The organism is Frigoribacterium sp. UYMn621, assembly GCF_040549525.1.
GTDB lineage: Bacteria > Actinomycetota > Actinomycetes > Actinomycetales > Microbacteriaceae > Lacisediminihabitans.
The window spans coordinates 1-24,363 of the sequence record NZ_JBEPTM010000007.1 but is presented as its reverse complement, the minus strand read 5'-3'; the positions used below and the strand labels follow the sequence as shown (position 1 = coordinate 24,363).

The window sequence follows — 24,363 nt, the reverse complement described above, 5'->3', positions numbered from 1 at the left end:
GGTGCCCTTCCTCACGGATAAGGATGCACACATGCTGTGGGTCTGACCCATCGCAGCTGATACTCCGAAACGAACCGGTCCCGCATTCGTGCGGGACCGGTTTTTTCGTTCCCCCGCGCGGGCGAAGCGGGGAATGCGCGTGCCACGGTCGTCGTTGGCTCCAGTGTGTTCAGCACGGCCAGTTACTTCAGTAAGGATGGAACCATGACCGACACCACCGCCCAGACGGCCGCTCCGACTCCGGAGGAGGCCTATGCGACCTATCACGGTCGGCGTGAACTCTCGGTGGTGCAGCCCACGGGCAGTCTCGCCCTCGTCAACACCCAATGGATCGACTCGTCGCAGACGATCTGGGGAGTGCCGGGCACCTGGGCCCCGTTGCCGAAGGGCGAATCGGGACTGAAGCTGACCGCGGAGGCATCCGACAACATCACCGTCGATGGCCTGCTGGTGGATGGCGAAGCGACGGTGCGGGGCAAGGATGACGAGCAGCCGAGCGCGATCGTGTTCAGCGACTCCGTTACCGGCTTCGTGATCGCGAGCGAAGAGGGCACTTACGCGCTTCGCGTCTGGGACTCGAACTCGGAGGGGATCCGGGAGTTCGGCTCCATCTCGGCCTTCGATTACGACCCCGAGTGGGTGGTGACGGGCACCTTCACCGAGCTTCCGGATGGCACGACCGTGGGGTTCGAGCACCTCAAGGACGACGGCAAGACCCGCGAGCTGCCGATCCCCGGCGAGATCACGTTCTCCAAGGACGGCGTCGACTACAACCTCGCCGCCTTCAAGGCGGGCCGGGCGCTGCAATTGGTCTTCTCCGATGCGACGAGCGGCGACAGCACCTACAGCGTCGGGCGCTTCCTCTTCGTCGCGCCGAATGCGGATGGCACGATCACCCTCGACTTCAACCGGGCCATTCTTCCGCCGTGCGCCTTCAGCTATGCCTTCAACTGCCCGATGCCGCCCCGGCAGAACCGGTTCACCGTGCCGATCGAGGCCGGCGAGAAACAGGTTCTGAAGAAGGACGGTTCGCTGCTGCACGAGTGAGCTGCATTACAGTTGGCGCATGCTGACACCGCGCAGCCTGGGCCGCACCGTAGTCCTTGCCCTGGTGGCGCTTGCGCTCGTCGGGTGCACGCCGGAGCGACCGGTCCAAGTGCCCTCCAGCGCGCCGACCTCTGCGACTCCGTCGGCCTCACCGATCGCGGTGAGCCTTGCCGCCATCCGGATCACCGGAACGTCCCTCACGCTCATCGGCAGCGACAAGTCCGTGCTGCAGCAGCTCTCCTATTCGGGTGACGGGACTCTGGCCGTGGCCGCCCTGAGCAAGCAGACCGGGGAGACCCCGTCGATCGAGACGCTCGTCGCAACCACCTGTTCGAACAGCCAGAAACGAATCAGCTGGGGCGATGGACTGTCCGTCACCTACGTTACCGACGCGGCCTCGGCCGGATCATCCTTCATGGTGAGGTCCGATTCCGCGAAGACGCCCGGTGGGGTGGCCGTCACCACCGCATCCGGGTTCGGAGTGGGGGATCCGATCCAGTCGCTCATCAGCGCGACGCCCGACGTGCGGGTGATCGGGCAGGACACCGCAGGGCAGCTCGGTGTAGAGGCGTTCTTCGATCTCGACGCCAATGACGTGGGGGTGGTGGCCATCTCCGACCCGAAGACCGGCCTGATCCGCTTTCTCAACGCTCCCGTCAGCGTCTCCCAGGACTGTTGACAGCGGGCACGGCTCCGCCGACTAGGATTGCGCAACTCGACCAATGCTGATCGGAGGCGCCGTGACCAGCCCCTGGATGGTCGCGCGCCCCACCGACAGCTCCGAGCGGCAGAGACTCGCATCGGCCCACGACTCCGTGATCGCGACGCGAACGGCCGTGAGCGGCGTTCGACGGCTGGTGCAGGAGTCCTGGCAACGGTCCCTTCAATTGGAGCTGGACCCCGATCATCTCGGCGCGGCCATCGACTTCGACGAGGACGACCTGCACGAGTATCGAAGCGCCCACCCCATGGCGCTTGCGCTCCCGACAATCCACAGCCTGCTGATCCGGCACACCTTCGATGCCGGGCTGATCGTCGCGATCGGGGATGAGGCCGGCCGATTGCTCTGGATCGACGGCGATCGCGCCCTCCGCCGCAAGGCCGAGGGCATGCTCTTCGTCGAGGGGGCCGACTGGTCGGAGCGCGCGGTCGGAACGAGCGCGCCAGGGACGGCGCTCGCCCTCGACCATGGCATTCAGATACAGGGTGCGGAGCACTTCAATCGCATCGTGCACCCGTGGAGCTGCACCGCGGTGCCGGTGCACGATCCGTCCTCAGGCCGCATCCTGGGTGTCATCGACATCACCGGGGGAGCGGATGCCGTGGCACCGGCGACACTTCCTCTGCTGGAGGCTGCCGTGGCGGCCGTCGAGTCGGAGATGCGAATCCGACGGCTGGACGAGCTCAGTTCGCGCCCCCGCCGCTCCGCGACAGTCCTCGCTGCTCCCCGCGCAATCGCGCCGCCCGTGCTGTCGGTGCTCGGCAGCGATGTCGGCCGAATCACCGTCGGGGGCCGGTCGATCGAGTTGAGCACGCGACACTCCGAGATCCTCACCCTGCTCGCCTGGCATCCGGAGGGGCTCTCGGTCGACCGCCTCGCCGGGTTGGTCTATGAGAGGGAGGGATCGATCGTCACCCTGCGCGCGGAGATGGTGCGCCTGCGCAAGGTGCTCGAGCGCATCGACGAGTCGCTCGTGCCCCTGTCCCGTCCCTATCGCCTGCCGGCGCGGCTGGACCTGGACGCCCACCGGGTGCTCGCGTTCCTCGATCGCGGCGCCCACCGCGTAGCGCTCGGGGCCTACGCTGGCGCACTGCTGCCGACGTCTTCGGCGCCGGGCATCGCGGAGCTCCGCCAGGAGCTGAGCCAGCGCCTGCGTGACGCGTTGCTCACCGATGCATCCGCCGAGACCCTCCTCGCCTACGCCCGCACCGACGAGGCAGCCTACGACGCGGAGGTCTGGAGGACATGCCTCCGGATGCTCCCGCCGAAGTCGCCGAAGCGCGCCGCGGTCGTCGCCCGGCTCGAGCGCATCGAAGCCGAACTCGGCGCGCAACAAGTCGCAACCTCCCCGCAACCTCCGCGCTCCTAACCTGCAACGGAGCCCATGGGGTTCTTTTGACAGAGTCGTCGACAGGAGTTGCAATGACCGTCTACGCGGCCCCGGGTACACCGGATGCGAAGTTCAGCTACAAGCCCCGCTACGAGCACTGGATCGGGGGCGAGTGGGTCAAGCCGGTTAAGGGCCAGTACTTCGAAGACATCTCGCCCGTCAACGGAAAGCCGTTCTGCGAGGTCGCCAGAGGCACCGCCGAAGACATCGACGCTGCGCTTGACGCGGCGCACAAGGCCGCGCCGGCCTGGGGCAAGACCAGTGCAACCGAGCGGGCGGCGGTGCTCAACCGCATCGCCGACGTGATCGACGCGAACACCGAGATCCTCGCCCTCGCCGAGACCTGGGACAACGGCAAGGCCATCCGGGAGACGCTCAACGCCGACATCCCCCTCGCCGCGGACCACTTCCGGTACTTCGCCGCCGCGATCCGTGCCCAGGAGGGCAGCTTCGCGGAGATGGACAACGGCATGACGGCCTACCACTACCACGAGCCGCTCGGTGTGGTCGGCCAGATCATCCCGTGGAACTTCCCCATCCTCATGGCCGTCTGGAAGCTCGCCCCGGCGCTTGCGGCAGGCAACGCCATCGTGCTGAAGCCGGCCGAGCAGACGCCCGCGTCGATCCTCGTGCTGATGGAACTGATCGGCGACATCCTTCCCGCCGGAGTCGTCAACGTGGTCAACGGATTCGGTGTCGAGGCGGGCAAGCCGCTCGCGTCGAGCCCGCGCATCCGCAAGATCGCCTTCACCGGAGAGACGACCACCGGCCGGCTGATCCTGCAGTATGCGAGCGCGAACATCATCCCTGCGACCCTCGAGCTCGGGGGCAAGAGCCCGAACGTGTTCTTCAAGGACGTCGCGGATGCCGATGACGCGTTCTACGACAAGGCCCAGGAGGGCTTCGCCCTCTTCGCGTTCAACCAGGGAGAGGTCTGCACTGCTCCGAGCCGCGCCCTCATCGAGAAGCCGATCTACGACAAGTTCCTCGGCGACGCGGTGAAGCGCACAGCCCTCGCGGTGCAGGGCAACCCGCTCGACACCGACACGATGGTCGGAGCCCAGGCGTCGAACGACCAGCTCGAGAAGATCCTGAGCTACATCGACATCGGGAAGCAGGAGGGCGCGAAACTGCTGCTCGGTGGCGAGCGTGCGGACCTCGGGGGCGACCTCAGCGAGGGCTACTACGTGCAGCCGACCATCTTCGAGGGCCACAACAAGATGCGCCTGTTCCAGGAGGAGATCTTCGGACCGGTGCTCGCGGTGACCAGCTTCGACGGCTACGACGATGCCATCTCGATCGCCAACGACACGCTCTATGGTCTCGGAGCGGGCGTGTGGTCTCGTAACGGCAACACCGCGTACCGGGCGGGCCGCGACATCCAGGCCGGTCGGGTGTGGGTCAACAACTATCACGCCTACCCCGCGGGCGCTGCCTTCGGTGGCTACAAGAGCTCGGGCATCGGCCGCGAGAACAGCCGCCTGGCGCTCGACCACTACCAGCAGACGAAGAACCTCCTCGTCTCGTACGACGAGAACAAGCTGGGCTTCTTCTAAACCCGCATCATCCGGTGATCGAGCCTGTCGGCACACTGACAGGCTCGATCACCGGTTTCGGGCGCATACTGAAACCAGATCGAAAGGACACCGATGTCTGTCGTCGAAAGCACCGGAGTGGTCACCGCAACGGTCACCGTTCCCGGCGAGACCATTCCGCGGGTCGAGTTCCTGCCCGTGACCGTCGATCTCCTCCGCGTGCTCTGGGACAAGTACGGGCCGCTCATGATCCATCAGTCCGGCGGATGCTGCGACGGCTCGAGCCCCATGTGCTTCCCCGCCGGCGACTTCCTCACCTCCGACCAGGATGTCCTCCTCGGCCGACTCGACATCGCCCCGGAGGGTGGCGAGCCCCAGGTCATCGACTTCTGGATGTCCGCAGAGCAGTTCGAATACTGGAGCCACACCTTCCTCACGGTCGATGTCGTCAAGGGCAGGGGGAGTGGCTTCTCCGTCGAGTCGCCGGAGGGCGTCCGTTTCATGATCCGCTCCCGACTGATGGAGACCGCGACACCGTTCGCCTAGCCTCCGCGCCGCGCACAACTCATCGCTATCGTCTGGCTGCGTGTTGTGTGCGCGAAATCCATGCTTTCGTCCGCGGACGTCGGCGTGTTGCCGCCGACTTGCCGCGCTCTCGTCCTTTGGCATGGTCTTCTCGCGGGTCAGGACGGCAACACGACGGGAGCGCCGAGAACGGGCCGACTCAATTGCACGGGGCCCGCCTAGCGTCGTCTTCCACGTCGGCGCATCACGGCAGTATGGGAGGGTGCACGTTGTCCTGTTCCCAATCTCCGCTGGAGTCGTCCTTCAGACGGTGGATGATGCGGGAAGCCCCGTCGGGGACGCAATCACCGTCACCGTTGCCGAACTGCCCACGCTCGTCGCCGAGCTGGAGTTGCAGCATCCGCGCTGGGTGTGGGGCGACACGACTCGGTGGTATCCGAGCCTGCTCGCGGCCGGCGTGCGGGTCGAGCGCTGTGTCGATCTCCGACTGTCGCACGCGATCCTGCGCGGCTCCAGCCTGACCGCAGGCTCGAGCCTGGCCGGCGCGCCCGCGAGCTCCTGGGATCGCGGTGCGCTCGAGACGCTCGAGAGGCCCGCTGAGCACACCCTCTTCGACTTCGACGAGATTACGGAGGACGACCGGGGGGAGGATGCCCTCGCCGAGTTCGCCGCGCAACGCGCCGCGATCGCCGGTGCCGATGACCCGGCACGGATCGGACTCCTGCTCGCGGCGGAGTCGGCCGGAGCGCTTGTCGCCGCCGAGATGATGCACGCCGGGCTGCCCTGGCGCGAAGACATCCACAACGCCATCCTGGAGAGTCATCTCGGTGCGCGGCCGGCGCCCGGCGAACGGCCCGCGCGTCTCGACGCGACGCTGCAGCGGCTGCGACAGGCGCTGGAGGCACCAACCCTCAATCCCGATTCACCGTCCGAGTTGCTCAAGGCCCTCGCCGTCGCGGGGCTCATGGTCACCTCGACCCGGTCGTGGGAGCTCAAGAAGCTCACGCATCCGGCCATCGAACCGCTGCTCGAGTACAAGAAGATGTCGCGGCTTCTGACGGCCAACGGATGGCACTGGCTCGACTCGAACGTGCGACAGGGCCGATTCCACCCCGAGTACGTGCCCGGGGGAGTCGTCACCGGACGCTGGGCGAGCACGGGCGGCGGTGGGGCGCTGCAGCTTCCGAAGCAGATCCGCGGCGCCGTCGTCGCCGATCCGGGCTGGACATTCGTGGTCGCGGATGCCTCCCAGCTCGAGCCGCGGATCCTCGCTGCGCTCTCGGGCGATCGCGGCATGGCAGAGGCGGGACGTGCCGGTGACCTCTATGCGGGCATCGTCGCCAGCGGTGCTGTCGAGACCCGGGATGAGGCCAAGGTCGCGATGCTCGGCGCGATGTACGGCGCAACCTCCGGTGAAGGGGGGCGCCTCATGCCCCGGCTGGCCCGGGCATACCCCCGGGCAATCGGCATGGCCGAAGAGGCCGCCCGCGCCGGTGAACGCGGTGAGGTCGTGACGACCCGTCTCGGCCGCAGCTCACCTCCGCCGGGACCGGCCTGGCGTGCCACCCAGGCGGATGCCTACGGCGAGACCGCCACAGAGGCGGAGGCGAGTCGAGCGCGAGGACAGGCGCGCAGCTGGGGCCGATTCACACGCAACTTCATCGTGCAGGGGACCGCCGCGGAGTGGGCACTCTGTTGGATGGCCAACCTGCGCCGCATCCTTCACGACGGGGCCGGCGGCTTGTGGCTCACCGATGCGCCCCACCTGGTGTTCTTCATGCACGACGAGGTGGTGGTCCACACTCCGACAGACCGAGTGGCAGCCGTCGAGGCCGCCATTCGAACGGCCGCGGAGGATGCCGGTCGGTTGCTTTTCGGCGCCCTGCCGGTGACCTTCCCTCTCACGGTTGCAATCGTGGATGATTACGGGGCCGCCAAGTAGCTCAGGGCTTGGCGCGCCGTCCGCGCTTCGGCCGTGCGTCCGACAGGGGGCGGAAGGAGTCGAAGTCGGCAAGCGCGGCGATCGCGGAACCGAGCCAGGCGACCGCGGCCACGGCCTGCGCCTCGCGGGCGACGAGGGCGAGTCGGGCATCCGCGAATGGAGGTTCGGCGGTCGACCGAGTAGCGACGAGATCGTGCTCCCACCAGCGACGGTAGCTCTCCGCGACGGTCTTGGCTGCCACCGGGTCGATGGAGCTCGTGACGAGCACCTGATCGAGCATCTCGGTCCACTCGGGCAGGCCGTCGAGCGCCGGCTCGGTCATCCAGCCGTTCGCGGCCGCTCGGCCGGTCTCGGTGAGGCGATACAGGGGAAGTGAGTCGACGGATGTGCCGGCGGGCTCGACGAGTCCCGAACGGGCGAGCCGTTCCAGTGTGCTGTAGATCTGGCCGACGTTGACCGCGCGACGGTGCGGGGCGCGGGAAGCGAGCTCGGAATGGAGCTGCAGGCCGTAGCCCTCCCCGAGGGATAGCACGGCGAGAAGGCCGTCGCGCACCGACATCCACGCCTCCTCAGGCCGATCAAAACCATGCTGAGTATATATTCGCCTCGGCACTCGGCAATTACACAGTTGTTATTTACCGGAGTCTTCGGCGATAATGGGCAAAACGGCTTGCCGTGTAACTGAATAGCGCAGCACGGAACATTCCGAGGTCGATGGGGAAGTCGCACCTCAACGGAATGGAGTTATCGTGGCTGCACTAACCAATACCAGTGTCGCAATGGCGCGGGGTGTTCTCTTCGTGCACTCCTCTCCACGAGCACTGTGCCCGCACATCGAGTGGGCCGCAGGGGGAGCGATGGATCGCGCCGTGAACTTCCAGTGGGAAGAACAGCGGGTGCTCAAGGGCTCCATGCGCACCGAGTTCTACTGGGAGGGCGCGCAAGGCACCGGCGCCGCCATCGCCTCCGCTCTCCGCGGCTGGGAACACCTGCGCTTCGAGGTCACCGAGGACTCCTCTCCCGGCAGCGACGGCGGCCGGTGGATGCACACTCCCGATCTGGGCATCTTCTTCGCGCAGACCGACACCGCTGGCAACGTGGTGATCCCCGAAGACCGGGTGCGGTACGCGATGGAGATCGCCGGCTCGGACGCCTTCGAGCTGCACCGTGAGCTGCGCCTCGCCCTCGGCCAGGCCTGGGATGACGAGCTGGAGGCGTTCCGTCACTCCAGCGACACCAACCAGGTCGTCTGGCTGCACAAGGTCGGCTGATCCGGCCGATCGCTCGGGGGAGCAATCGCATGCCTTCCCCGATTTTGGACGCCGGAACGCGTCTTCTGCGACGGGGAAGACGTCTCGAATGGATGACGCTCGCCTGGAACGTCGTCGGGGTGGCGGTACTCGCTGTTCTCGCGGTGACAGCGTCCTCGGTCGCCCTGGCCGGGTTCGGGCTGGACAGCCTCATCGAGATCGGCGCGTCCACGGTGGTGCTGTGGGAACTGTCGGGCACGGGCGAAGCCCGGCAGAGGCGCGCGCTGCGGCTGATCGGGATCGCATTCCTGCTGCTGGCCGCGTATCTGCTCACCCAGTCCGTCGCGGCGCTGGTGACCGGTCACCGCGCCTCGCCCGGTGTCGGCGGGATCATCTGGACCGCGGTGACGGCCGTCGTCATGTTCAGCCTGGCGACAGCGAAGGTGCGCACCGGTCGCGCCCTGGGCAACCCCGTGTTGCTCACGGAGGGCCGCGTGACCTTCGTCGACGGAATGCTCGCCGTCGCCGTGCTCCTCGGAATCAGCCTCGACCTCCTGCTGGGGTGGTGGTGGGCGGATCCGGTGGCCGGTTTCGTCATCGTCTTCTACGCGATTCGGGAAGCGATACACATCTTCCGCACCGACGATCAGTGACCGGGGGTGGATAAGGTGGCGGAGTGGGTGCCGGTGGTTCTCGGTGTTGTCGCCGGGCTGCTGCTGGTGTGGCTTGCGCTCGTGCTGTTGCTCTGGTTCGAGCAACGAAAACATCCCGGAAAGGCGACCCTGCTCGACCTCCTTCGGCTGGCGCCGGATGTGGCGAGACTGCTCAGACGACTCGCGGCCGACCGGACTCTCCCCGTCGGGGTGCGGGTCTGGCTTGCGGTGTTGCTGGTGTATCTGGTCTCACCGATCGACCTCATCCCGGATTTCATCCCGGTGCTCGGGTACGCCGATGATGCTCTCGTCGTCGCGATCGCCGTGCGTTTCGCTACCCGTCGGGCAGGGCGAGCTGCCCTCGAACGGCATTGGCCGGGAAACCCCGCCGGTCTGGCCGCAGTTCTCCGCCTGGCGGGCCTGCCGTCCGCTTGAGGGCACTAGCGGCGGTAGACCTCGACGATGCGCTCCACGTAGTTCGTCGGCGAGAACAACTCGCGATCGACGAGCGCTCCCTCAGAGAGCCCGACAAGCAAGGAGGGGTCTTCGACGAGCGCCACGAGAGCATCGGCCAGGCCCGCATCATCCGGAGTCTCCGATAGATAGCCCGAGTTGCTCAGGCCCTCCTTGAGCTTCGGATCGCAGTACAACACGCCACGCTCACGGCTCACGGCTTCGGCAATGGTCATCGGCTGGTTGTCGAACCCCAGGGAGGTGAGCGCAATGGCGGCCGAGGCATCCATCAGCGCGAGCACCTCGTCGTGCGGGAGGGCACCCTGCACCCGGATTTCCGGATGGTTCGCGGCCAGTCTCTTCAGCGCGGGGAGGTCCGAGCCCTCTCCGACGAAGTCAACGGTGAAGCCGTTGTCGGTGCGCGCCAGGGCGGCGATGACGGCCCTCGCGAAGTGCAGCGGACGCTTGACCGGCTCGCAGCGGGCGACCCAGAGGAAGCTCGGGCGGCGCGCCTGTTCGATCGTCAGGGCGTTGGAGGCCACATTCGAGGTCGCGATCGGGTTGGGGATCACCGAGATGGTGCCGGTGACACCGGCGGCGGCGAGGTCTGCAGCCTGATGGTTCGAGGGCGACACCACCTGCTTGGCGCGACGGGCCATGGCGAGCACGAGATTGCGCAGCAGGTTGTCGGTCTTGCGGGGAGTGAACAGGATGTTCGGGATCTTCTCGCCGATCACCAACTGGAGAGCCCAGCGGATGAACCAGGCGACGGATGCCTGCGGCGGTCCCTCGCTCGCCCAGTAGAAGCTGTGCACCGTATGCACGAGTGGGATCCCCATGTTGGCCGCTGCAACATCGACGACGTGCGCGAGCCCGAATTCGGTTTGGACGTGCACCACGTCCACCTTCTCGGAGCGCAGGTACCTCTCGAGTGCGGCCACGCTGCGGGCGTTGTTGGGGATGACGGCGAGATCGAGCACGGGCAGCCGGAACAGCGGCTTCACCAGGAGACCGTCGGCGGACCGCCGGTAGCGCGCTCCCCGGAAACCGCGGGCCGGCGAGACGACGATCACTGTGTGCCCGGCGTCTTCGAGGGCGAGCTTCTGCTGGCGCATCGAGGTCTGGGCGCCCCCGACATAGTCGAAGTAGTAGTCGCTGACGATGGCGATCTTCAGCGGGCCGCCTGGCGCCCCGGTCATACGCTCCGGAAGGCCAGGACGGCGTTGTGACCGCCGAAGCCGAACGAGTTGCTGATGGCGAGCAACGGACCGTCGCCGAGCGAGCGGGGGCTCGTGACGACATCGAGCGGGATCTCCGGATCCTGGTCTGTCAGGTTGATCGTGGGAGGCGCGGTGCGGTCACGGATCGCCAAGATCGTGAAGATCGCCTCGAGCGCGCCGGTGCCGCCGAGCAGGTGGCCGGTCGCGCCCTTGGTGGCCGAGACGGGGATCTGGTCGAGCCGGTCGCCGAACACGGAGAGCAGCGCCTTGTATTCCGCGATGTCGCCCACCGGTGTGCTGGTGGCATGCGCGTTGATGTGAACGACCTCATCCGGCGTTGCGCCGGCCTGCTCGAGCGCCGCATAGACGGCTCTGGCGGCCCCACGGCCCTCGGGATCGGGCGCCGTGATGTGGTACGAGTCGCTCGTGACCCCACCTCCCGCGATCTCGGCGTAGATCCGGGCGCCCCTCGCGAGAGCGTGCTCCTCGGTCTCCATGACGATCGTCGCCGCACCCTCGCCCATGACGAATCCGTCGCGGGCGCTGTCGTAGGGCCGCGAGGCCGTCGCCGGGTCGTCGTTGCGCTTCGAGAGCGCCTGCATGCCAGCGAAGGCCGAGATGGTGAAGGGATGGATCACGGATTCGGTTCCGCCAGCGACGATGACGTCGGCGAGCCCCGCCTGCAGATGGTCGTACGCATTGGCGATGGACTCGGTGCTCGAGGCACACGCGGAGACGTCGGTGCGAGCGAAGGCGCGCGCGTCGAGGTCCATGCTGATGGCAGCGGATGCCGCATTGGGCATGAGCATCGGAACTGTCATCGGAAGCACGCGGCGCGGTCCCTTTTCGCGCAGGGTGTCCCAGCCGTTCAGGAGGGTCCACAGTCCGCCGATGCCCGTCGCGTAGTCCACCCCGAGACGCTCGGGGGCGACCTCGGGTGAGCCCGCATCCTTCCACGCCTCACGGGCGGAGACGAGGGCGAGCTGGGCGGAGGGGTCGAGGCGCTTGGCTTCCTGGCGCTCGAGGAACTCCTCTGGCCGCACGATGGACTCGGCGGCGAAGGTCACGGGAAGGTCGTACTTCTCGACCCAGTCGTATTCGAGGCTGCGGCCACCGGAGGCGCCAGCGAGGAGGGCTGCCCAGGTATCGGGCGCGGTCGCTCCGATCGGCGAAATGGCACCGATTCCGGTGACGACGATCTTCTTGGTCATGGCGGCAACTCTCTGGTGAATAGACGCGGATGGCGTCGTCCGACGGGCGCGGCCAGCCCAGCGAAGAGCGTGGGCTGGCCAGCCGCGTTGGTGGGCCCAGCGGGCCCTGATTTCCGTGCTGGGTGGTACTTAGTCCTGGGCGGCGACGATGAAGCTCACGGCGTCACCGACGGTCTTGAGGTTCTTGACCTCTTCGTCCGGGATCTTCACGTCGAACTTCTCTTCCGCGTTGACGACGATCGTCATCATCGAGATCGAGTCGATGTCGAGGTCGTCGGTGAACGACTTGCCCAGCTCCACCGAGTCGGTGGCGATGCCGGTTTCGTCGTTGATGAGCTCGGCGAGACCGGCCAGTACTTCTTCGGTGGACAATGCCATTGTGTTATCTCCTTGGGGGTGTCGTTTGACCGTTGATTATCTTACGGGAGCACAACGACCTGGGCTCCGAAGACCAGCCCGGCGCCGAATCCGATCTGCAGCGCGAGACCGCCGCTGAGTTCGGGATGCTCGGCGAGCAGCCGGTGGGTGGCGAGAGGGATCGACGCGGCCGAGGTGTTGCCGGTCGTGGCGATGTCGCGGGCGATCATCACCGATTCGGGCAGCTTGAGCTGCTTGGCGAACTCGTCGATGATGCGCATGTTGGCCTGGTGGGGGATGAATGCCGCGAGGTCGGCGGAGGTGATTCCTGCGGCCTCCAGGGCCTGCTTGGCGACCTTGGCCATGTCCCAGACGGCCCAGCGGAAGACGGTCTGGCCCTCCTGGCGGAGGGTGGGCCACTCGGCGGTTCCGTCGCGGAAGTCGGTGAGGGTCGAGTTCATTCCCACGGCATCCGCCTTGGAACCATCGGAGCCCCAGACCGCTGGTGCGATGCCGGGGGTCTCGCTCGGGCCGATCACCACGGCACCTGCACCGTCACCGAGCAGGAACGAGATGGAGCGATCCGTCGGGTCGACCACATCGCTGAGCTTCTCCGCACCGATCACCAGGGCGTAGTGCGCGGCACCCGTGCGGATGAGGGCATCGGCCTGGGTGACCGCGTAGCTGAATCCGGCACAGGCGGCATTGGTGTCGTAGGCCGCTGCCGGGTTGGAGCCGACCCGATCCGCGACGACCGCGGCCATGGAGGGGGTCTGCTGCACGTTACTGATCGTCGCGATGATCACGAGGTCGATCTGGTCGGCCGCGACGCCGGACTTCTCGATCGCCTCGCGAGCGGCATCCGTGGCGAGGTCAACCGCGAGGATGCCGGCTGAGGCGCGGGTGCGGGTGACGATTCCCGTGCGTTGCTGGATCCACTCGTCGCTCGAGTCGATCGGGCCGATCAATTCCTCGTTGGGCACGACACGGTCGCCGCGGGCCGCGCCGTAGCTGTAGATACGGGTGAATTGCGCACCCGTGGTCTGGTTCAGGATGGGGTGGCTCATGACTTCCCGTCGATCAGGTCGAATGCGGCAGAGAGGTCGTCCGGAGTCTTGACGGCCACCGTTGGCACTCCTTTGAGGCCGCGTTTCGCCAAGCCGACCAGGGCGCCGGCCGGCGCGATCTCGATCAGGCCGGTGACGCCAGCGGCCGCGAACGCGTCCATTGTCTTGTCCCACCGTACAGGGGAGGAAACCTGCCCGACGAGCAGCTCGATGAAGGCGGCACCGTTCGTGATGGCCGATCCATCGTGGTTGGTCCAGATGGTGAGGCTCGGATCGTGCTTCGCGATTGCCGCCGCAACGGTCGACAGGTGGGCGACCGCCGGCGACATATACCTGGTGTGGAATGCCCCAGCGACCTGCAGGGGGATCACCCGCGCCCCGGTGGGCGGCGCTTCCTTGAGAGCAGCGAGTGCATCGAGGTCTCCCGCGACCACGATCTGGCCCCCACCGTTGAAGTTCGCCGGTTCGAGCCCCAGCTTCGCGAGCGTCCCGAGCAGTTCGTCTTCCGCTGCGCCGATGACCGCGCTCATGCCGGTGGGTTCGAGGGCCGCAGCGCTGGCCATGGCGGATCCTCGCTCGCGCACCAGAGTCATCGCATCAGTCTCACTGAGGATGCCCGCGGCCGCGGCGGCGGTGACCTCGCCGACCGAATGCCCGGCGACTCCGCCGATCCTGTCGCGGCGCCCCTCGAGCAGTGCGGCGAGAGTGAGGAGGCCCGCGGCGACGATGAGCGGCTGGGCGACGGCGGTGTCGCGGATCGTGTCGGCGTCGGAGGTGGTGCCATGCGCGGCGAGGTCGATGCCCGCGGCATCCGAGAGCGCGGTGAGATGATCGGCGAACCGTGGTTCAGCCAGCCAGGGGGAGAGGAAGCCCGGAGTTTGAGAACCCTGGCCGGGACAGACGACGACGATCATCAGTCCAGTCTGCCGTGTTGAAGCACTTCGAGGGTTGTAGACCGTCACTAAGAAATACCGCACAGCTTGGGCCGATCCCACAGTCCCGATGGGTCGGCGACCGACTCTGACCCGGATTGCCGGTGCCCCGGCAGGTCCTCCGGTCGGGGTGCGGTGCGCGTACAGCGGGCGATTGCGGCCCGGACGGGCCGGCACGCCGCACCGGAGTGTCCGTTTTCGCCCGTCTGCGTGGGCAGCGCGCCGGCGTTCCCCTCGGCGGCTAGCGGCGGCGCAGCGGACCGTCCGGCTCGGCGATCGATCCGATGATGAGAGCCGCCTGCAGGATGAGGGACTCCCGGGCGCCCGTTGCATCCCATCCGATCACCTCGGAGACCCTCTTGAGCCGGTACCGCACCGTGTTGGGGTGCACGAACAGTTCGCGTGCCGTGGCCTCCAGAGACCGACCGTTGTCCAGGTAGCACCAGAGGGTCGCGAGGAGCTCTGTGGAGTGCGCCTGCAGCGGTTTGTAGATGCGGTTGATGAGCGTGGCGCGGGCGAGGGCATCCCCCGCGAGTGCCCGTTCGGGAAGCAGGTCGTCGGCGAGGGTGGGCCGGGGGGCGTTGCGCCAGGATCGGGCGACCGCGAATCCGGCGAGCGCCGCCTTGGCACTGCGGGATGCTTCGACCAGGGAGGGGACCTGGTGGCCGAGCACCAGGTGACCGTCGCCGAAGCCCGGCTCCAGCGCCGACGCGATCTCGAGAAAGGGCGTCAGGGTCGCGTCCGCGGGCTCATCGTCCTGTGGGGTCGGATGAGCGCGCCCGATCACGAGCACGAGCCGGCTTCCCTGCACGCCGATCAGCACGTCGGCATCGAGGTGTCTCGCCGTTCGCCGCAGCATGTCGACGTCGAGCATCTTCGGCGCGGTGCCGACGAGAACGGAGACCTCGCCATGCCCATGCCACCCGAGCGCGGCGATTCGCGACGGCAGTTCGTCGTCGTACTCCCCGCTCAGTATCGAGTCGACGACGAGGGCTTCGAGCCGCGCATCCCACAGCCCGCGAGCCTCGGCCGCGCGGGCGTAGACATCCGCCGCCGCAAAAGCGATCTCCCGGGAGTAGAGCAGGATCGCCTCCCGCACGGTCTCGTCGGCGCCCTTGACGCGGTCTTCCACCACTTCGACGGTCACGCGGATGAGCTGGAGGGTCTGCGTGAGACTCACGGAGCGAAGCAACTCACGGGGAGCCGCACCAAAGACATCCGCCGCTATCCACGGGGTCGACGTGGGGTCGTCGTACCAGTGGATGAAGGAGGTGATGCCCGCCTGCGCGACCAGCCCGACCGCCGACCGCCGCCCCGGCGGCATTTCGCCGTACCAGGAGAGCGTGTCGTCGAGTCGCTTGAGGGTCGCCGTGGCGAGCTCGCCGGAAATCGCCCTCAGCCAGGCGAGCGTCTGTTCCTTTGTCTTGACCGCAGGTGCCATGTCGTCGCGAGCGTCGGGCTAGCTCTCGCCGCCCGCCGTCCCCGTGGTGCCCGCGGTCACATCGTGCAGGCGGTAGCGTTCGATCGCCTGCTGCGGGATGCCCGGGTGCAGTTTGCCCTGCGCGACGAGAGACTCCAGCGTGCGCACTACCAGCGAGGGACCATCGATCTTGAAGAAGCGACGGGCCGCGGCTCGGGTGTCCGAGAATCCGAAGTCGTCAGCACCGAGGGTGGCGAAGTCTCCGGGAACGAAGGGACGGATCTGATCCGGCACCGCGTGCATGAAGTCCGTGACCGCCACGAACGGTCCCTCGGCCCCAGAGAGCTTCTGCGTCACATAGGGTACGCGCTTCTCAGAGTTGGGATTGAGGAAATTCTGCTCCTCGGCGGCAAGGCCGTCGCGACGCAGCTCGGTCCAGGAGGTGACGGACCAGACATCCGCCGACACGCCCCAGTCCTCCGCCAACAGCTCTTGGGCCTCGAGAGCCCACGGCACGGCGACACCGGAGGCGAGCAGCTGTGCCTTCGGTCCCTGCACCGTGCCGGCGTTCAGGCGGTAGATGCCCTTGAGCAGTCCGTCGACGTCGAGGTCTTCCGGTTCTGCCGGCTGGATGATCGGCTCGTTGTAGACCGTGAGGTAGTACATGACGTTCGGGTGCGGATGGGTGCCCCCATACATGCGGTCGAGGCCGTCCTTGACGATATGGCCGAGTTCGTAGCCGTAGGCGGCGTCGTAGGCCACGACCGCCGGGTTCGTCGAGGCGAGGAGGATGGAATGGCCGTCGGCGTGCTGCAGACCTTCACCGGTGAGTGTCGTGCGGCCGGCGGTGGCACCCACGATGAATCCGCGTGCCATCTGGTCTCCCGCGGCCCACATCGCGTCACCGGTGCGCTGGAAGCCGAACATCGAATAGAAGACGTAAACGGGGATCAGCGGCTCGCCGTGGGTGGCGTAGGAGGTTCCCGCCGCGGTGAAGGCCGCGAAGCCTCCCGCCTCGTTGATGCCCACGTGCACGATCTGGCCCTGGGGGCTCTCCTTGTAGGCGAGCAGCTGCTCGCGGTCGACGGAGGTGTACTGCTGCCCGCTGGGGTTGTAGATCTTGGCGGTGGGGAAGTAGGCGTCCATACCGAAGGTGCGCGCCTCATCCGGGATGATCGGCACAATGCGGTGACCGAAGTCCTTGGACTTGAGCAGGTCCTTCAGCAAACGGGCGAAGGCCATGGTGGTGGCGATCTCCTGCTTGCCGGAGCTCTTCTTGGCGATCGCGTAGGCGGAGTCGTCCGGAAGGCTCAGCGGCACGTGCCGCGTGCGGCGCTCGGGGAGGTACCCCCCGAGCTCTGCGCGGCGCTCGCGGATATACTGGATCGCCTCGTCGTCCTCACCCGGGTGATAGTAGGGCGGCAGGTACGGGTTCTCCTCGAGAACCGCATCCGTGATCGGGATGCGCATCGCGTCGCGGAACTGCTTGAGGTTGTCGAGGGTGAGCTTCTTCATCTGGTGCGTCGCGTTGCGCCCCTCGAACGACGGGCCGAGGCCGTAACCCTTCACCGTCTTGGTGAGGATCACGGTGGGCTGGCCCTTGTGCTCTGAGGCCGCCTTGAATGCCGCGTACACCTTGCGGTAGTCGTGCCCGCCGCGCTTGAGTCCCCAGACCTGGTCGTCGGTGTAGTCCTTGACCATCTCCAGGGTGCGCGGGTCGCGGCCGAAGAAGTTCTCGCGCACATAGGCGCCGCTCTCGGCCTTGTAGGTCTGGTAGTCGCCGTCCGGGGTGCGGTTCATCAGGTCGCGGAGCGCGCCCTCGGAGTCGCGGGCGAGGAGTTCGTCCCACTCGCGGCCCCAGATCACCTTGATGACGTTCCAGCCGGCACCGCGGAAGAAGCTCTCGAGCTCCTGGATGATCTTGCCGTTGCCCCGCACCGGGCCATCGAGGCGCTGCAGGTTGCAGTTGATCACGAAATTGAGGTTGTCGAGGCCGTCGTTCGCCGCGAGCTGGAGGGCACCGCGGCTCTCGACCTCATCCATCTCGCCGTCACCGAGGAACGCCCAGACCTGCTGGTCGGAGGCGTCCTTGATCCCGCGGTTGGTGAGGTACTTGTTCGACTGTGCCTGGTAGATCGCGTTGATCGGCCCGAGGCCCATCGACACCGTGGGAAACTGCCAGAAGTCCGGCATGAGCCGCGGATGCGGGTAGGACGAGAGTCCGCCGCCCTGGTGCGACTTCTCCTGGCGGAATCCGTCGAGCTGGTCGGTCGAGAGGCGCCCCTCGAGGAAGGCGCGGGCGTACATGCCGGGGGAGGCGTGACCCTGGTAGAAGACCTGGTCACCGCCGCCGGCGTGATCCTGGCCACGGAAGAAGTGGTTGCTGCCGACCTCGTAGAGCGTCGCGGAGCCGGCGTAGGTGGAGATGTGGCCGCCGACGGAGATGCCGGGGCGCTGGGCGCGGTGCACCATGATGGCCGCGTTCCAGCGCAGCCAGGCGCGGTACCGGCGCTCGAGGTCTTCGTCGCCCGGGAATTCGGGCTCGTTCTCGGGAGCGATCGTGTTGAGGTAGTCGGTGGTCGGAACCATCGGCACTCCGAGGTGCAGCTCCTTCGACCGCTTCAGCAGGCTGAGGATGATCTCCCGCCCGCGTTCATGGCCCTGCGCTGCCACCAGCGCATCGAGGGACTCCTGCCATTCCGCAGTTTCCTCAGGGTCCTGGTCGGTGTGATTCACCGAGTAGGGGTCCTGGTCGTTTACCGTCAACGTCGACCTCGCATCTTTTCCGTGGACAATCCGTGACCCTGGCGGTGACGATCGGGTTGCGACCGTCGCCGGGATGAAGGGCCGTATCGAGTCTAGTTCTCGCTGGCGGCGCGTCCTGCGCATGGTGTGGACTTACCCGCACGGGTAGCGTCTCAGCCATGGTCCTCCACACGATCGACAGCGGCAGCCTCCGGATCACCATCGAGGAGGTGGGGGCCGAGCTGTCGTCCCTCGTCGACCGAGCCGGTCGGGAGTTGCTCTGGCAGGGGCGGTCCGTCTGGAAGCGGCGCGCGCCCATCCTGTTCCCCATCATCGGACAGATGCCGGGCGGGATCTTGCGCTACGAGGGGGTGAGCTACCCGATCGCACAACACGGCTTCGCCCGCGACCAGAATTTCGAGGCATCGGATGCCGATGGGCGCTCGATTCTGTTCACGCTCGTCGATTCGCCGGAGACGAGGGAGAAGTTTCCCTTCCGCTTCCGTCTCGCAGTTCTCTATTCGGTGTCGGATGCGACGCTCACTGTGACGACGACAGTCACGAACACCGACAGCGTGCCATTCTCGGCATCGCTCGGGGAGCACCCCGCCTTCGTCTGGCCGCTGGTGGAGGGCATCCCTCGGGAGGCCCACGTGATCGCGTTCGCGAAGCCGGAACCTGCTCCCATCCGGCGCATCGTGGACGGGCTCGCGCTGGTCGAGTCGCAGCCGACGCCCGTGGTGGGCGACATCCTCACGCTCGACGAGTCCCTGTTCGTCGCAGACGCGGTCATCTTCGACCAGTTGGCCAGTCGGTCGGTGCGCTACTCGGCACCGGGGGCACCCTGCATCATCGTCTCGTTCCCCGATTTCCCGATCCTCGGCGTCTGGTCGAAGGCACCGGGGGAGTTCGTCTGCATCGAACCGTGGTTCGGCATGACTGCCGCACAGGGCTTTTCCGGCGAGTACAGCGAGAAGCCGCACCAGTTCGTGCTCGAGCCGGGTGGAAGCCGTCAGTTCACCTACAGCGTCACGATCGAGCAGCCTGCGCCCTAGGAGTCCACCCTCACCGGGCGTATGCTTGCCAATCGTGTTTACCGGATGTTCACCTCATCCGGAGAATAGGAACTTCACATGGCTCTGGAAAACGACACCCTGGCCCCCGACTTCGAACTCCCCAACCAATTCGGGGAGCACGTCAGGCTGAGCGACTTCCGGCACAAGAAGCCGGTCGCGCTTGTCTTCTTCCCCCTCGCGTTCTCGAGCACCTGCACGAGCGAGCTCTGCGAATTGAGAGACAACCTCTCGCTCTTCAGCGACAAGAGCATCGAACTCCTCGGGGTTTCCGTCGACTCGAAGGCCACCCTTCGCGCCTTCGCGGAAGCTGATGGTTACGACTTCAACCTGCTCGCCGATTTCTGGCCGCACGGAGGCGTCGCGAAGGAATACGGTGTCTTCCTGCCCGAAAAGGGCTTCGCGAATCGAGCGAGCTTCCTCATCGACGTGAACGGCATCATCCGCGCGAGCTTCGTCACGGCACCGGGTGAGGCGCGCTCGATCGCGGCCTACCGTGAGGCTCTTGCCGAACTCTCCCCGGTGACCGTCTGAGCCTCTTCCCGCTTCGAATCCCGGAGCTGCGCAGGATGTTCCCCTGTGCGCGGCCGAGCCGGATGCCTGTACGATATTGATTCGTCGCAGCCGCCCTCGCGGGCGTGCACTGCGGGCCTTTAGCTCAGTTGGTAGAGCGCCACGTTTACACCGTGGATGTCATCGGTTCGAGCCCGGTAGGGCCCACCATAAAAGTGCTGTTCAGGACCATGTTTATTGCAGGGACCGCGTAACGGTGTGTTGGCTCTAAGCGGAGAGAGTTCTGGCATTCTTCGAACGGATCGCACCCACGAGGAACCATGCTGAGTGTCGAACCGTGAGCTGAGACATCTTTCAGTTAGTGTCACGCAATGGACGATTTCCGACGACTGGATGACTTCTCGGATTCGACCGAGGACCCGTTCGGATCGCCGCTCGGCCGACGCGAGCCCCTGACGGTGCGGCGAGAGCCCAGCGCCTTGGTAGCCAAGGCGTGGCATCGAGCAGTCGGAGTATTGCTCCTATTGGGCATCGGGGGCGGATCTCTTGCGCTCTTGCTGAGCATTCTGGTCGTCAACCTTCTGCCCGCCGTGCTTGTGTGCGTTGTGCTGCTGCTCGCCAGTTCGGTGATCGCCTTCCGATTCCGCCACTCCGCACCCGACCTCACTGCGACCCGACTGATTTGGCGGGTAACCCCAACCGCGGGGATGCTTTACGGGATCGGGCTCGGGTTTACCTTCGCATCAGGGAATCCTCAACTGGATACTGTCACCGTGATAGTTCTCGCCGGCGTCGGAGCAATCGCGGGAATGGTCTGCGCTCTTGGCGCTGCCCTCTCATTAGCGGCCGGCCGGTATGCAACTGGTCGGCACGGCAATCAAATCAGTGGGGCCACCGAATTGATAGCGATCGCAATCGGATCGCTCGTCGGGGCTGCCGTTGAGATGGCTTGGATTGTGTCAACTGGGCGGTCCCTAGTGCCTGGTTACATCGCGTTCGGACCAGCGGTGACGCTCCTACTCGTCGGAGCATTTCTTCTTTGGCGCTTGCAGAAATCATTCGGCCGCACTCCATCAGGTCGGTAAAGAGGCGAGACGCACCACGAGCAGGAAGTCGACACGCGCGCCCATCGAATGGGCGCCGCAATTCGTCAGGGATGCCAGTTTGCTCAGTCACCTGTGCGAGGCGAGGCGAGCCGCGCCCATAACCCGGACCTTCAGCGGGCGGATTTCTGCGACATCGCGACAGTAGGCTCGGGGCTGCGCTTCGAGCACAGCGGATGCCCTGAAGCGGGACCATCACCGGGCGGCATTTCCCGCCATCGCGAAAGCCCGCTCTGGAACACTTTTCGGCCTGAGAGGGTGTCCGTAAACGGAACGTCTACCGGTCGGTCGGAGCTGCAACGACGATCGATCGGCACAATCGGTCATAAGGGGTTCTGCCGGTGCCGATGAATAACGGCACTACGTACACGATGGGAAGAATATAGGCGGTCACAGTCAAGGCCCACACCGAAATCGGGACAACTCCTATGCCGCTTGACGTGACGATTTCATAAACGGCGGCATGACCTATCGTCCAGGGAAGCGCAATCTTCAGAGCGTTGCGGGCGATCGCCTGCTGAAAACTCACACGTGCACCGGTGCGTGCACTGACAACCCTCAGACGCCGGGTCCGTTTACCCAACGATCCTTCCTTCGCACCCGACTCAAGTCTCGCCAGCACAAGAGTCACGGGTACGACCAGCACCACTGCCGCCACCAGGTTCAACTCCAGAAGAGGCACCGTCCCGATGATGCCCATCAGGTACAGCGGAATCCCGACAGCCGCCACGACGGCGACCCAAACGAGAATTGCCAACCAATCGACAACCCACGCAAGGAGACGATTCCACGGATGCCGCACCATGCCTGCGACCCTACCGAGAAGGAAGACCCTAACTGCCCGTAACCGGAAGGTCTATCGCTCATCAAACCGGGTTCTGGTCGAGGTCGTCGGTCGGGGTCAGGTCGACGAAATACTCCGGTTCTGCTGTCGCGTGTTCCGAATCGACCAATGGCGCGCCTGGAGAGTTCCGAAGTGCACCGCGTTCCGCTTCGCCATAGCCGACGATCTCGACCGTGACGGAGTCCCACCGGTAAACCTCAGCGCCCGGGCGCGGGTTCTGCGAGGTGATGTAGAACAGGCCAGGCCACGCGATACTGCCGATCGATGGCCCGTCGGGATCGGGGTTAGCGAGTGAAACGCCAAACTCGGCAGCAATGTCCCGGCCGACGTGGAAGGGGAGCCCAACGACATCCGGCACGGTGACGCGATCAGCGAACCTCTCAGTCATGGCAACACGCTACTCGCCGCCCGCAATATCGACACCTTGCGATGGGTTCCACGAAACAAGCTCGCAAGCCGGACGATCAATGCGACAGGTTGGCGGCAGTACAGGTCATTTCGCCGAGTTGCGGCCGTCGGCGAGACTTGTGAAATAGTCTTCACGCATGCGAACCCCTCGTTCAGAAAAGTGGGTCTGGCAGGCGTACGCAAGCCTGGCTGCCGTCGCGATCGCTCTAGTCGCCGCCAGCGCGTTGCTTCGAGAAGAGATCGATGCTCCTTGGGCGCAGATCCTCAGCGCCGTATTGCAGGGCGCGGCTATCTTCCTTGGCGGGCTGGGATCACTTGCCATTCAGAAGCGCCGACGCCTGGCTCCGCCCACCGAAGACTGAGAAGCACACGCACACAGACTTCTGCCGCAGCGTTCACGGGCGGAACGTCAATCGAACAGGAATGGGCCGCAGTCTGCCTTATGGCTCGCCGCCCCCGAACAAACTGCTGCGGTCTCGACTGAGCATATGACCCCGGTCACGCTCGGGCGCGTTCCTCCGGAGCGCCGTCGACCACGAGGCGGATGAACACCGCAACGATCGACGGGTGCGTCACCATTGTCCTGACGCGAACAGGCCGATCACGATGATTACGCCCGTTGCGCCAAGGGTTATCGCCCAGCCCTGCCAAGTTTGGGGACTGATTCCCCAGCCTATGCGTTTGCTACCGAACCAAGGTTTGCGGGGTGCTGGATGCGTCATTGAGGATGGGTGCTTTCTTTGATCAGTGACGAAGGACCTTCTGTCAGATCTTCTGGGAGCGGGCTAGTGATGCTGAGCCAGACATTCTCTCCGGTTTCGATTTCGAGGTGCAGCGCCGGTCCAGCGCGAACGATGTGCCGTGCAGTGCTCCAGGAGGGTCGGATGCCGATTCCGACAATCGCGGCAGCTCCGACCTGCACACATTCGGAGCTCCGCACGGCCGAACTCGAGAAGGATCGCCACCGCCCAAAACCCACTCGGTAGGCCACTTCGTCGCGAGTTGCGACGACCCGCACGTGCACGGTCATCAGTACGAACAGAGCTACCATCGCGGCAATGACGAGGGCGACTACGAGGGTCACACCAACTGGCACACCGCTTGCAGTAAGCACCCCAGCGGCAACCACCACCGTCGCGACGGCGCACCAAATCGACGGACCAACCGCGAACACGTTGCTCGTGTAAGCGCGAATCATCGAGGCTTTCATATAGTTGCTCCCGCGCGCCTCATGAGCTCGGGAAAGTGGTCTGCCGTGTAGCCGAACTCGGCCGCAACTTCAGCAAACTCCCGGGCTGCTTGTAACACCTTGGCGTCGTGCTCGGCGTCGTGACGTACTCGCACACCGCGACCTCGTCGAAATTCCAGCAGCCCCTCATCGCGGAGCGAGCGGTAAGCAGCAAGCACAGTATTCGCGTTCACTCCCAGAACCTGAGCCAGCTCGGCGGAGGACGGCAAGAGATCTCCCGCGGTCAGTTCGCCGTCTACCAAGCCGCGGCGCACCTGGGACGCGACCTGCGCCGCTAGCCCCTGACGAGCATTCGGATCCAATACCCACAACATGATGCTAATGAAACTAGCACCATTGCTTGACGCAGCCAATACGACCACTCTCCGAAGAGAGTTCACTCACCCCGAGATGGCGCCAAAAGCTCAGGCGTCTTTCGGCCCTCACGTTTTAGATGCTCGCAAATCCACGAGGAGACCACTGTGCTGGCGTGTTCGTCAATTGGGGACGACCACCGGGCGGCAGTTCCCGCCATCGCGAGAGCCCGCCCTGGAACACTTTTCGCCCGGATCGGCGGCCCATAAGTGGAACGGTCAGCGGGCGGGGCATGTCGCCCTGCGCCGACACTTGAGGTCACGTCCCGCTGAGTGGTGGAGTTTCTCAACACCGTGCGGGTCAGTTGTTTTAGTTTAGGCGGCGGCGAGTTCTGGGAGGATCACCGCCTCG

The 24,363-nt window shown here is 65.8% G+C and carries 25 protein-coding genes and 1 tRNA gene; 14 read left to right on the top strand and 12 right to left on the bottom strand.

Annotated elements, in window-relative coordinates:
- The first annotated feature begins 204 nt into the window (after positions 1 to 204).
- The 6 genes from ABIB54_RS12350 (at position 205) to ABIB54_RS12325 (ending at position 7,160) form a co-directional block, all read left to right on the top strand.
- Positions 205 to 1,047, top strand: a complete 843-nt coding sequence (locus ABIB54_RS12350) for a DUF1684 domain-containing protein (RefSeq protein WP_354575819.1) — start codon at positions 205 to 207, stop codon at positions 1,045 to 1,047.
- 19 nt (positions 1,048 to 1,066) lie between these two features.
- On the top strand, positions 1,067 to 1,726 hold the full coding sequence (locus tag ABIB54_RS12345) for a hypothetical protein (protein ID WP_354575818.1): 660 nt from the start codon (positions 1,067 to 1,069) through the stop codon (positions 1,724 to 1,726).
- A gap of 61 nt (positions 1,727 to 1,787) precedes the next feature.
- On the top strand, positions 1,788 to 3,137 hold the full coding sequence (locus ABIB54_RS12340) for a GAF domain-containing protein (RefSeq protein ID WP_354575817.1): 1,350 nt from the start codon (positions 1,788 to 1,790) through the stop codon (positions 3,135 to 3,137).
- A gap of 53 nt (positions 3,138 to 3,190) precedes the next feature.
- Positions 3,191 to 4,714: an acetaldehyde dehydrogenase ExaC gene (exaC, locus tag ABIB54_RS12335; protein ID WP_354575816.1), complete on the top strand. Its 1,524-nt coding sequence runs from the start codon at positions 3,191 to 3,193 to the stop codon at positions 4,712 to 4,714.
- A gap of 93 nt (positions 4,715 to 4,807) precedes the next feature.
- Complete coding sequence (locus tag ABIB54_RS12330) at positions 4,808 to 5,239, top strand: DUF779 domain-containing protein (RefSeq protein WP_354575815.1); 432 nt, start codon at positions 4,808 to 4,810, stop codon at positions 5,237 to 5,239.
- Between the two features lie 241 nt (positions 5,240 to 5,480).
- The gene (locus ABIB54_RS12325; protein ID WP_354575814.1) at positions 5,481 to 7,160 is read left to right on the top strand and encodes a bifunctional 3'-5' exonuclease/DNA polymerase; all 1,680 of its coding nucleotides are present in this window, start codon (positions 5,481 to 5,483) and stop codon (positions 7,158 to 7,160) included.
- A gap of 1 nt (position 7,161) precedes the next feature.
- On the opposite strand, the gene ABIB54_RS12320 is transcribed toward ABIB54_RS12325, so the two are convergent.
- The gene (locus ABIB54_RS12320; protein WP_354575813.1) at positions 7,162 to 7,719 is read right to left on the bottom strand and encodes a PadR family transcriptional regulator; all 558 of its coding nucleotides are present in this window, start codon (positions 7,717 to 7,719) and stop codon (positions 7,162 to 7,164) included.
- 220 nt (positions 7,720 to 7,939) lie between these two features.
- Between ABIB54_RS12320 and ABIB54_RS12315 the strand changes: the two genes are divergently transcribed.
- Genes ABIB54_RS12315 through ABIB54_RS12305 form a run of 3 tightly spaced genes read left to right on the top strand, consistent with a single transcriptional unit; the run spans position 7,940 to position 9,498 of the window.
- Positions 7,940 to 8,431, top strand: coding sequence for a DUF3145 domain-containing protein (locus ABIB54_RS12315; protein ID WP_354575966.1), 492 nt, complete (start codon positions 7,940 to 7,942; stop codon positions 8,429 to 8,431).
- Positions 8,432 to 8,460: 29 nt separating this feature from the next.
- On the top strand, positions 8,461 to 9,063 hold the full coding sequence (locus ABIB54_RS12310) for a cation efflux transmembrane domain-containing protein (protein ID WP_354575812.1): 603 nt from the start codon (positions 8,461 to 8,463) through the stop codon (positions 9,061 to 9,063).
- Positions 9,064 to 9,069: 6 nt separating this feature from the next.
- Entirely contained in the window at positions 9,070 to 9,498 is a 429-nt protein-coding gene (locus ABIB54_RS12305; RefSeq protein WP_354575811.1) for a YkvA family protein, read from the top strand.
- A 5-nt stretch (positions 9,499 to 9,503) separates the two neighbouring features.
- Here ABIB54_RS12305 and ABIB54_RS12300 read toward each other — a convergent pair whose 3' ends face one another.
- From ABIB54_RS12300 to aceE, 7 genes are all read right to left on the bottom strand, one after another.
- Entirely contained in the window at positions 9,504 to 10,715 is a 1,212-nt protein-coding gene (locus ABIB54_RS12300) for a glycosyltransferase family 4 protein (protein WP_354575810.1), read from the bottom strand.
- Entirely contained in the window at positions 10,712 to 11,947 is a 1,236-nt protein-coding gene (locus ABIB54_RS12295) for a beta-ketoacyl-[acyl-carrier-protein] synthase family protein (RefSeq protein WP_354575809.1), read from the bottom strand. The genes ABIB54_RS12300 and ABIB54_RS12295 overlap by 4 nt, the downstream gene beginning before the upstream one ends.
- A 129-nt stretch (positions 11,948 to 12,076) precedes the next feature.
- Positions 12,077 to 12,325: an acyl carrier protein gene (locus ABIB54_RS12290; RefSeq protein ID WP_185200773.1), complete on the bottom strand. Its 249-nt coding sequence runs from the start codon at positions 12,323 to 12,325 to the stop codon at positions 12,077 to 12,079.
- A 41-nt stretch (positions 12,326 to 12,366) separates the two neighbouring features.
- On the bottom strand, positions 12,367 to 13,371 hold the full coding sequence (locus tag ABIB54_RS12285) for a beta-ketoacyl-ACP synthase III (protein WP_354575808.1): 1,005 nt from the start codon (positions 13,369 to 13,371) through the stop codon (positions 12,367 to 12,369).
- On the bottom strand, positions 13,368 to 14,285 hold the full coding sequence (locus tag ABIB54_RS12280; protein ID WP_354575807.1) for an ACP S-malonyltransferase: 918 nt from the start codon (positions 14,283 to 14,285) through the stop codon (positions 13,368 to 13,370). Before ABIB54_RS12280 ends, ABIB54_RS12285 begins: the two co-directional genes overlap by 4 nt.
- A 259-nt stretch (positions 14,286 to 14,544) precedes the next feature.
- The gene (locus ABIB54_RS12275) at positions 14,545 to 15,744 is read right to left on the bottom strand and encodes a PucR family transcriptional regulator (RefSeq protein WP_354575806.1); all 1,200 of its coding nucleotides are present in this window, start codon (positions 15,742 to 15,744) and stop codon (positions 14,545 to 14,547) included.
- Positions 15,745 to 15,762: 18 nt separating this feature from the next.
- Positions 15,763 to 18,489 (bottom strand): pyruvate dehydrogenase (acetyl-transferring), homodimeric type, encoded by a 2,727-nt coding sequence (aceE, locus tag ABIB54_RS12270; RefSeq protein WP_354575805.1) that lies wholly within the window; start codon positions 18,487 to 18,489, stop codon positions 15,763 to 15,765.
- Positions 18,490 to 18,647: 158 nt separating this feature from the next.
- On the opposite strand from aceE, the gene ABIB54_RS12265 reads away from it, so the two are divergent.
- The 4 genes from ABIB54_RS12265 (at position 18,648) to ABIB54_RS12250 (ending at position 21,139) form a co-directional block, all read left to right on the top strand.
- A complete protein-coding gene (locus tag ABIB54_RS12265) occupies positions 18,648 to 19,523 on the top strand; it encodes an aldose 1-epimerase family protein (RefSeq protein WP_354575804.1) in 876 nt (291 codons plus the stop codon).
- A 78-nt stretch (positions 19,524 to 19,601) separates the two neighbouring features.
- Positions 19,602 to 20,075: a peroxiredoxin gene (locus tag ABIB54_RS12260; RefSeq protein ID WP_354575803.1), complete on the top strand. Its 474-nt coding sequence runs from the start codon at positions 19,602 to 19,604 to the stop codon at positions 20,073 to 20,075.
- 113 nt (positions 20,076 to 20,188) lie between these two features.
- Positions 20,189 to 20,264: transfer RNA gene (locus tag ABIB54_RS12255), tRNA-Val, on the top strand.
- Positions 20,265 to 20,425: 161 nt separating this feature from the next.
- Positions 20,426 to 21,139, top strand: a complete 714-nt coding sequence (locus ABIB54_RS12250) for a hypothetical protein (protein ID WP_354575802.1) — start codon at positions 20,426 to 20,428, stop codon at positions 21,137 to 21,139.
- Positions 21,140 to 21,434: 295 nt separating this feature from the next.
- Here ABIB54_RS12250 and ABIB54_RS12245 read toward each other — a convergent pair whose 3' ends face one another.
- A complete protein-coding gene (locus tag ABIB54_RS12245) occupies positions 21,435 to 21,962 on the bottom strand; it encodes an RDD family protein (protein WP_354575801.1) in 528 nt (175 codons plus the stop codon).
- Between the two features lie 61 nt (positions 21,963 to 22,023).
- On the bottom strand, positions 22,024 to 22,389 hold the full coding sequence (locus tag ABIB54_RS12240) for a PASTA domain-containing protein (RefSeq protein WP_354575800.1): 366 nt from the start codon (positions 22,387 to 22,389) through the stop codon (positions 22,024 to 22,026).
- A 157-nt stretch (positions 22,390 to 22,546) separates the two neighbouring features.
- Here ABIB54_RS12240 and ABIB54_RS12235 point away from each other — a divergent pair, with 157 nt between their 5' ends.
- Positions 22,547 to 22,771, top strand: coding sequence for a hypothetical protein (locus tag ABIB54_RS12235; RefSeq protein ID WP_354575799.1), 225 nt, complete (start codon positions 22,547 to 22,549; stop codon positions 22,769 to 22,771).
- Between the two features lie 356 nt (positions 22,772 to 23,127).
- On the opposite strand, the gene ABIB54_RS12230 is transcribed toward ABIB54_RS12235, so the two are convergent.
- Together ABIB54_RS12230 and ABIB54_RS12225 are read right to left on the bottom strand one after the other, a co-directional pair.
- Entirely contained in the window at positions 23,128 to 23,619 is a 492-nt protein-coding gene (locus ABIB54_RS12230) for a hypothetical protein (RefSeq protein ID WP_354575798.1), read from the bottom strand.
- Positions 23,616 to 23,972 carry a GntR family transcriptional regulator gene (locus ABIB54_RS12225; RefSeq protein ID WP_354575965.1) on the bottom strand — a complete coding sequence of 119 codons (357 nt, stop codon included), beginning with the start codon at positions 23,970 to 23,972 and terminating at the stop codon, positions 23,616 to 23,618. The genes ABIB54_RS12230 and ABIB54_RS12225 overlap by 4 nt, the downstream gene beginning before the upstream one ends.
- Positions 23,973 to 24,363 lie beyond the last annotated feature (391 nt).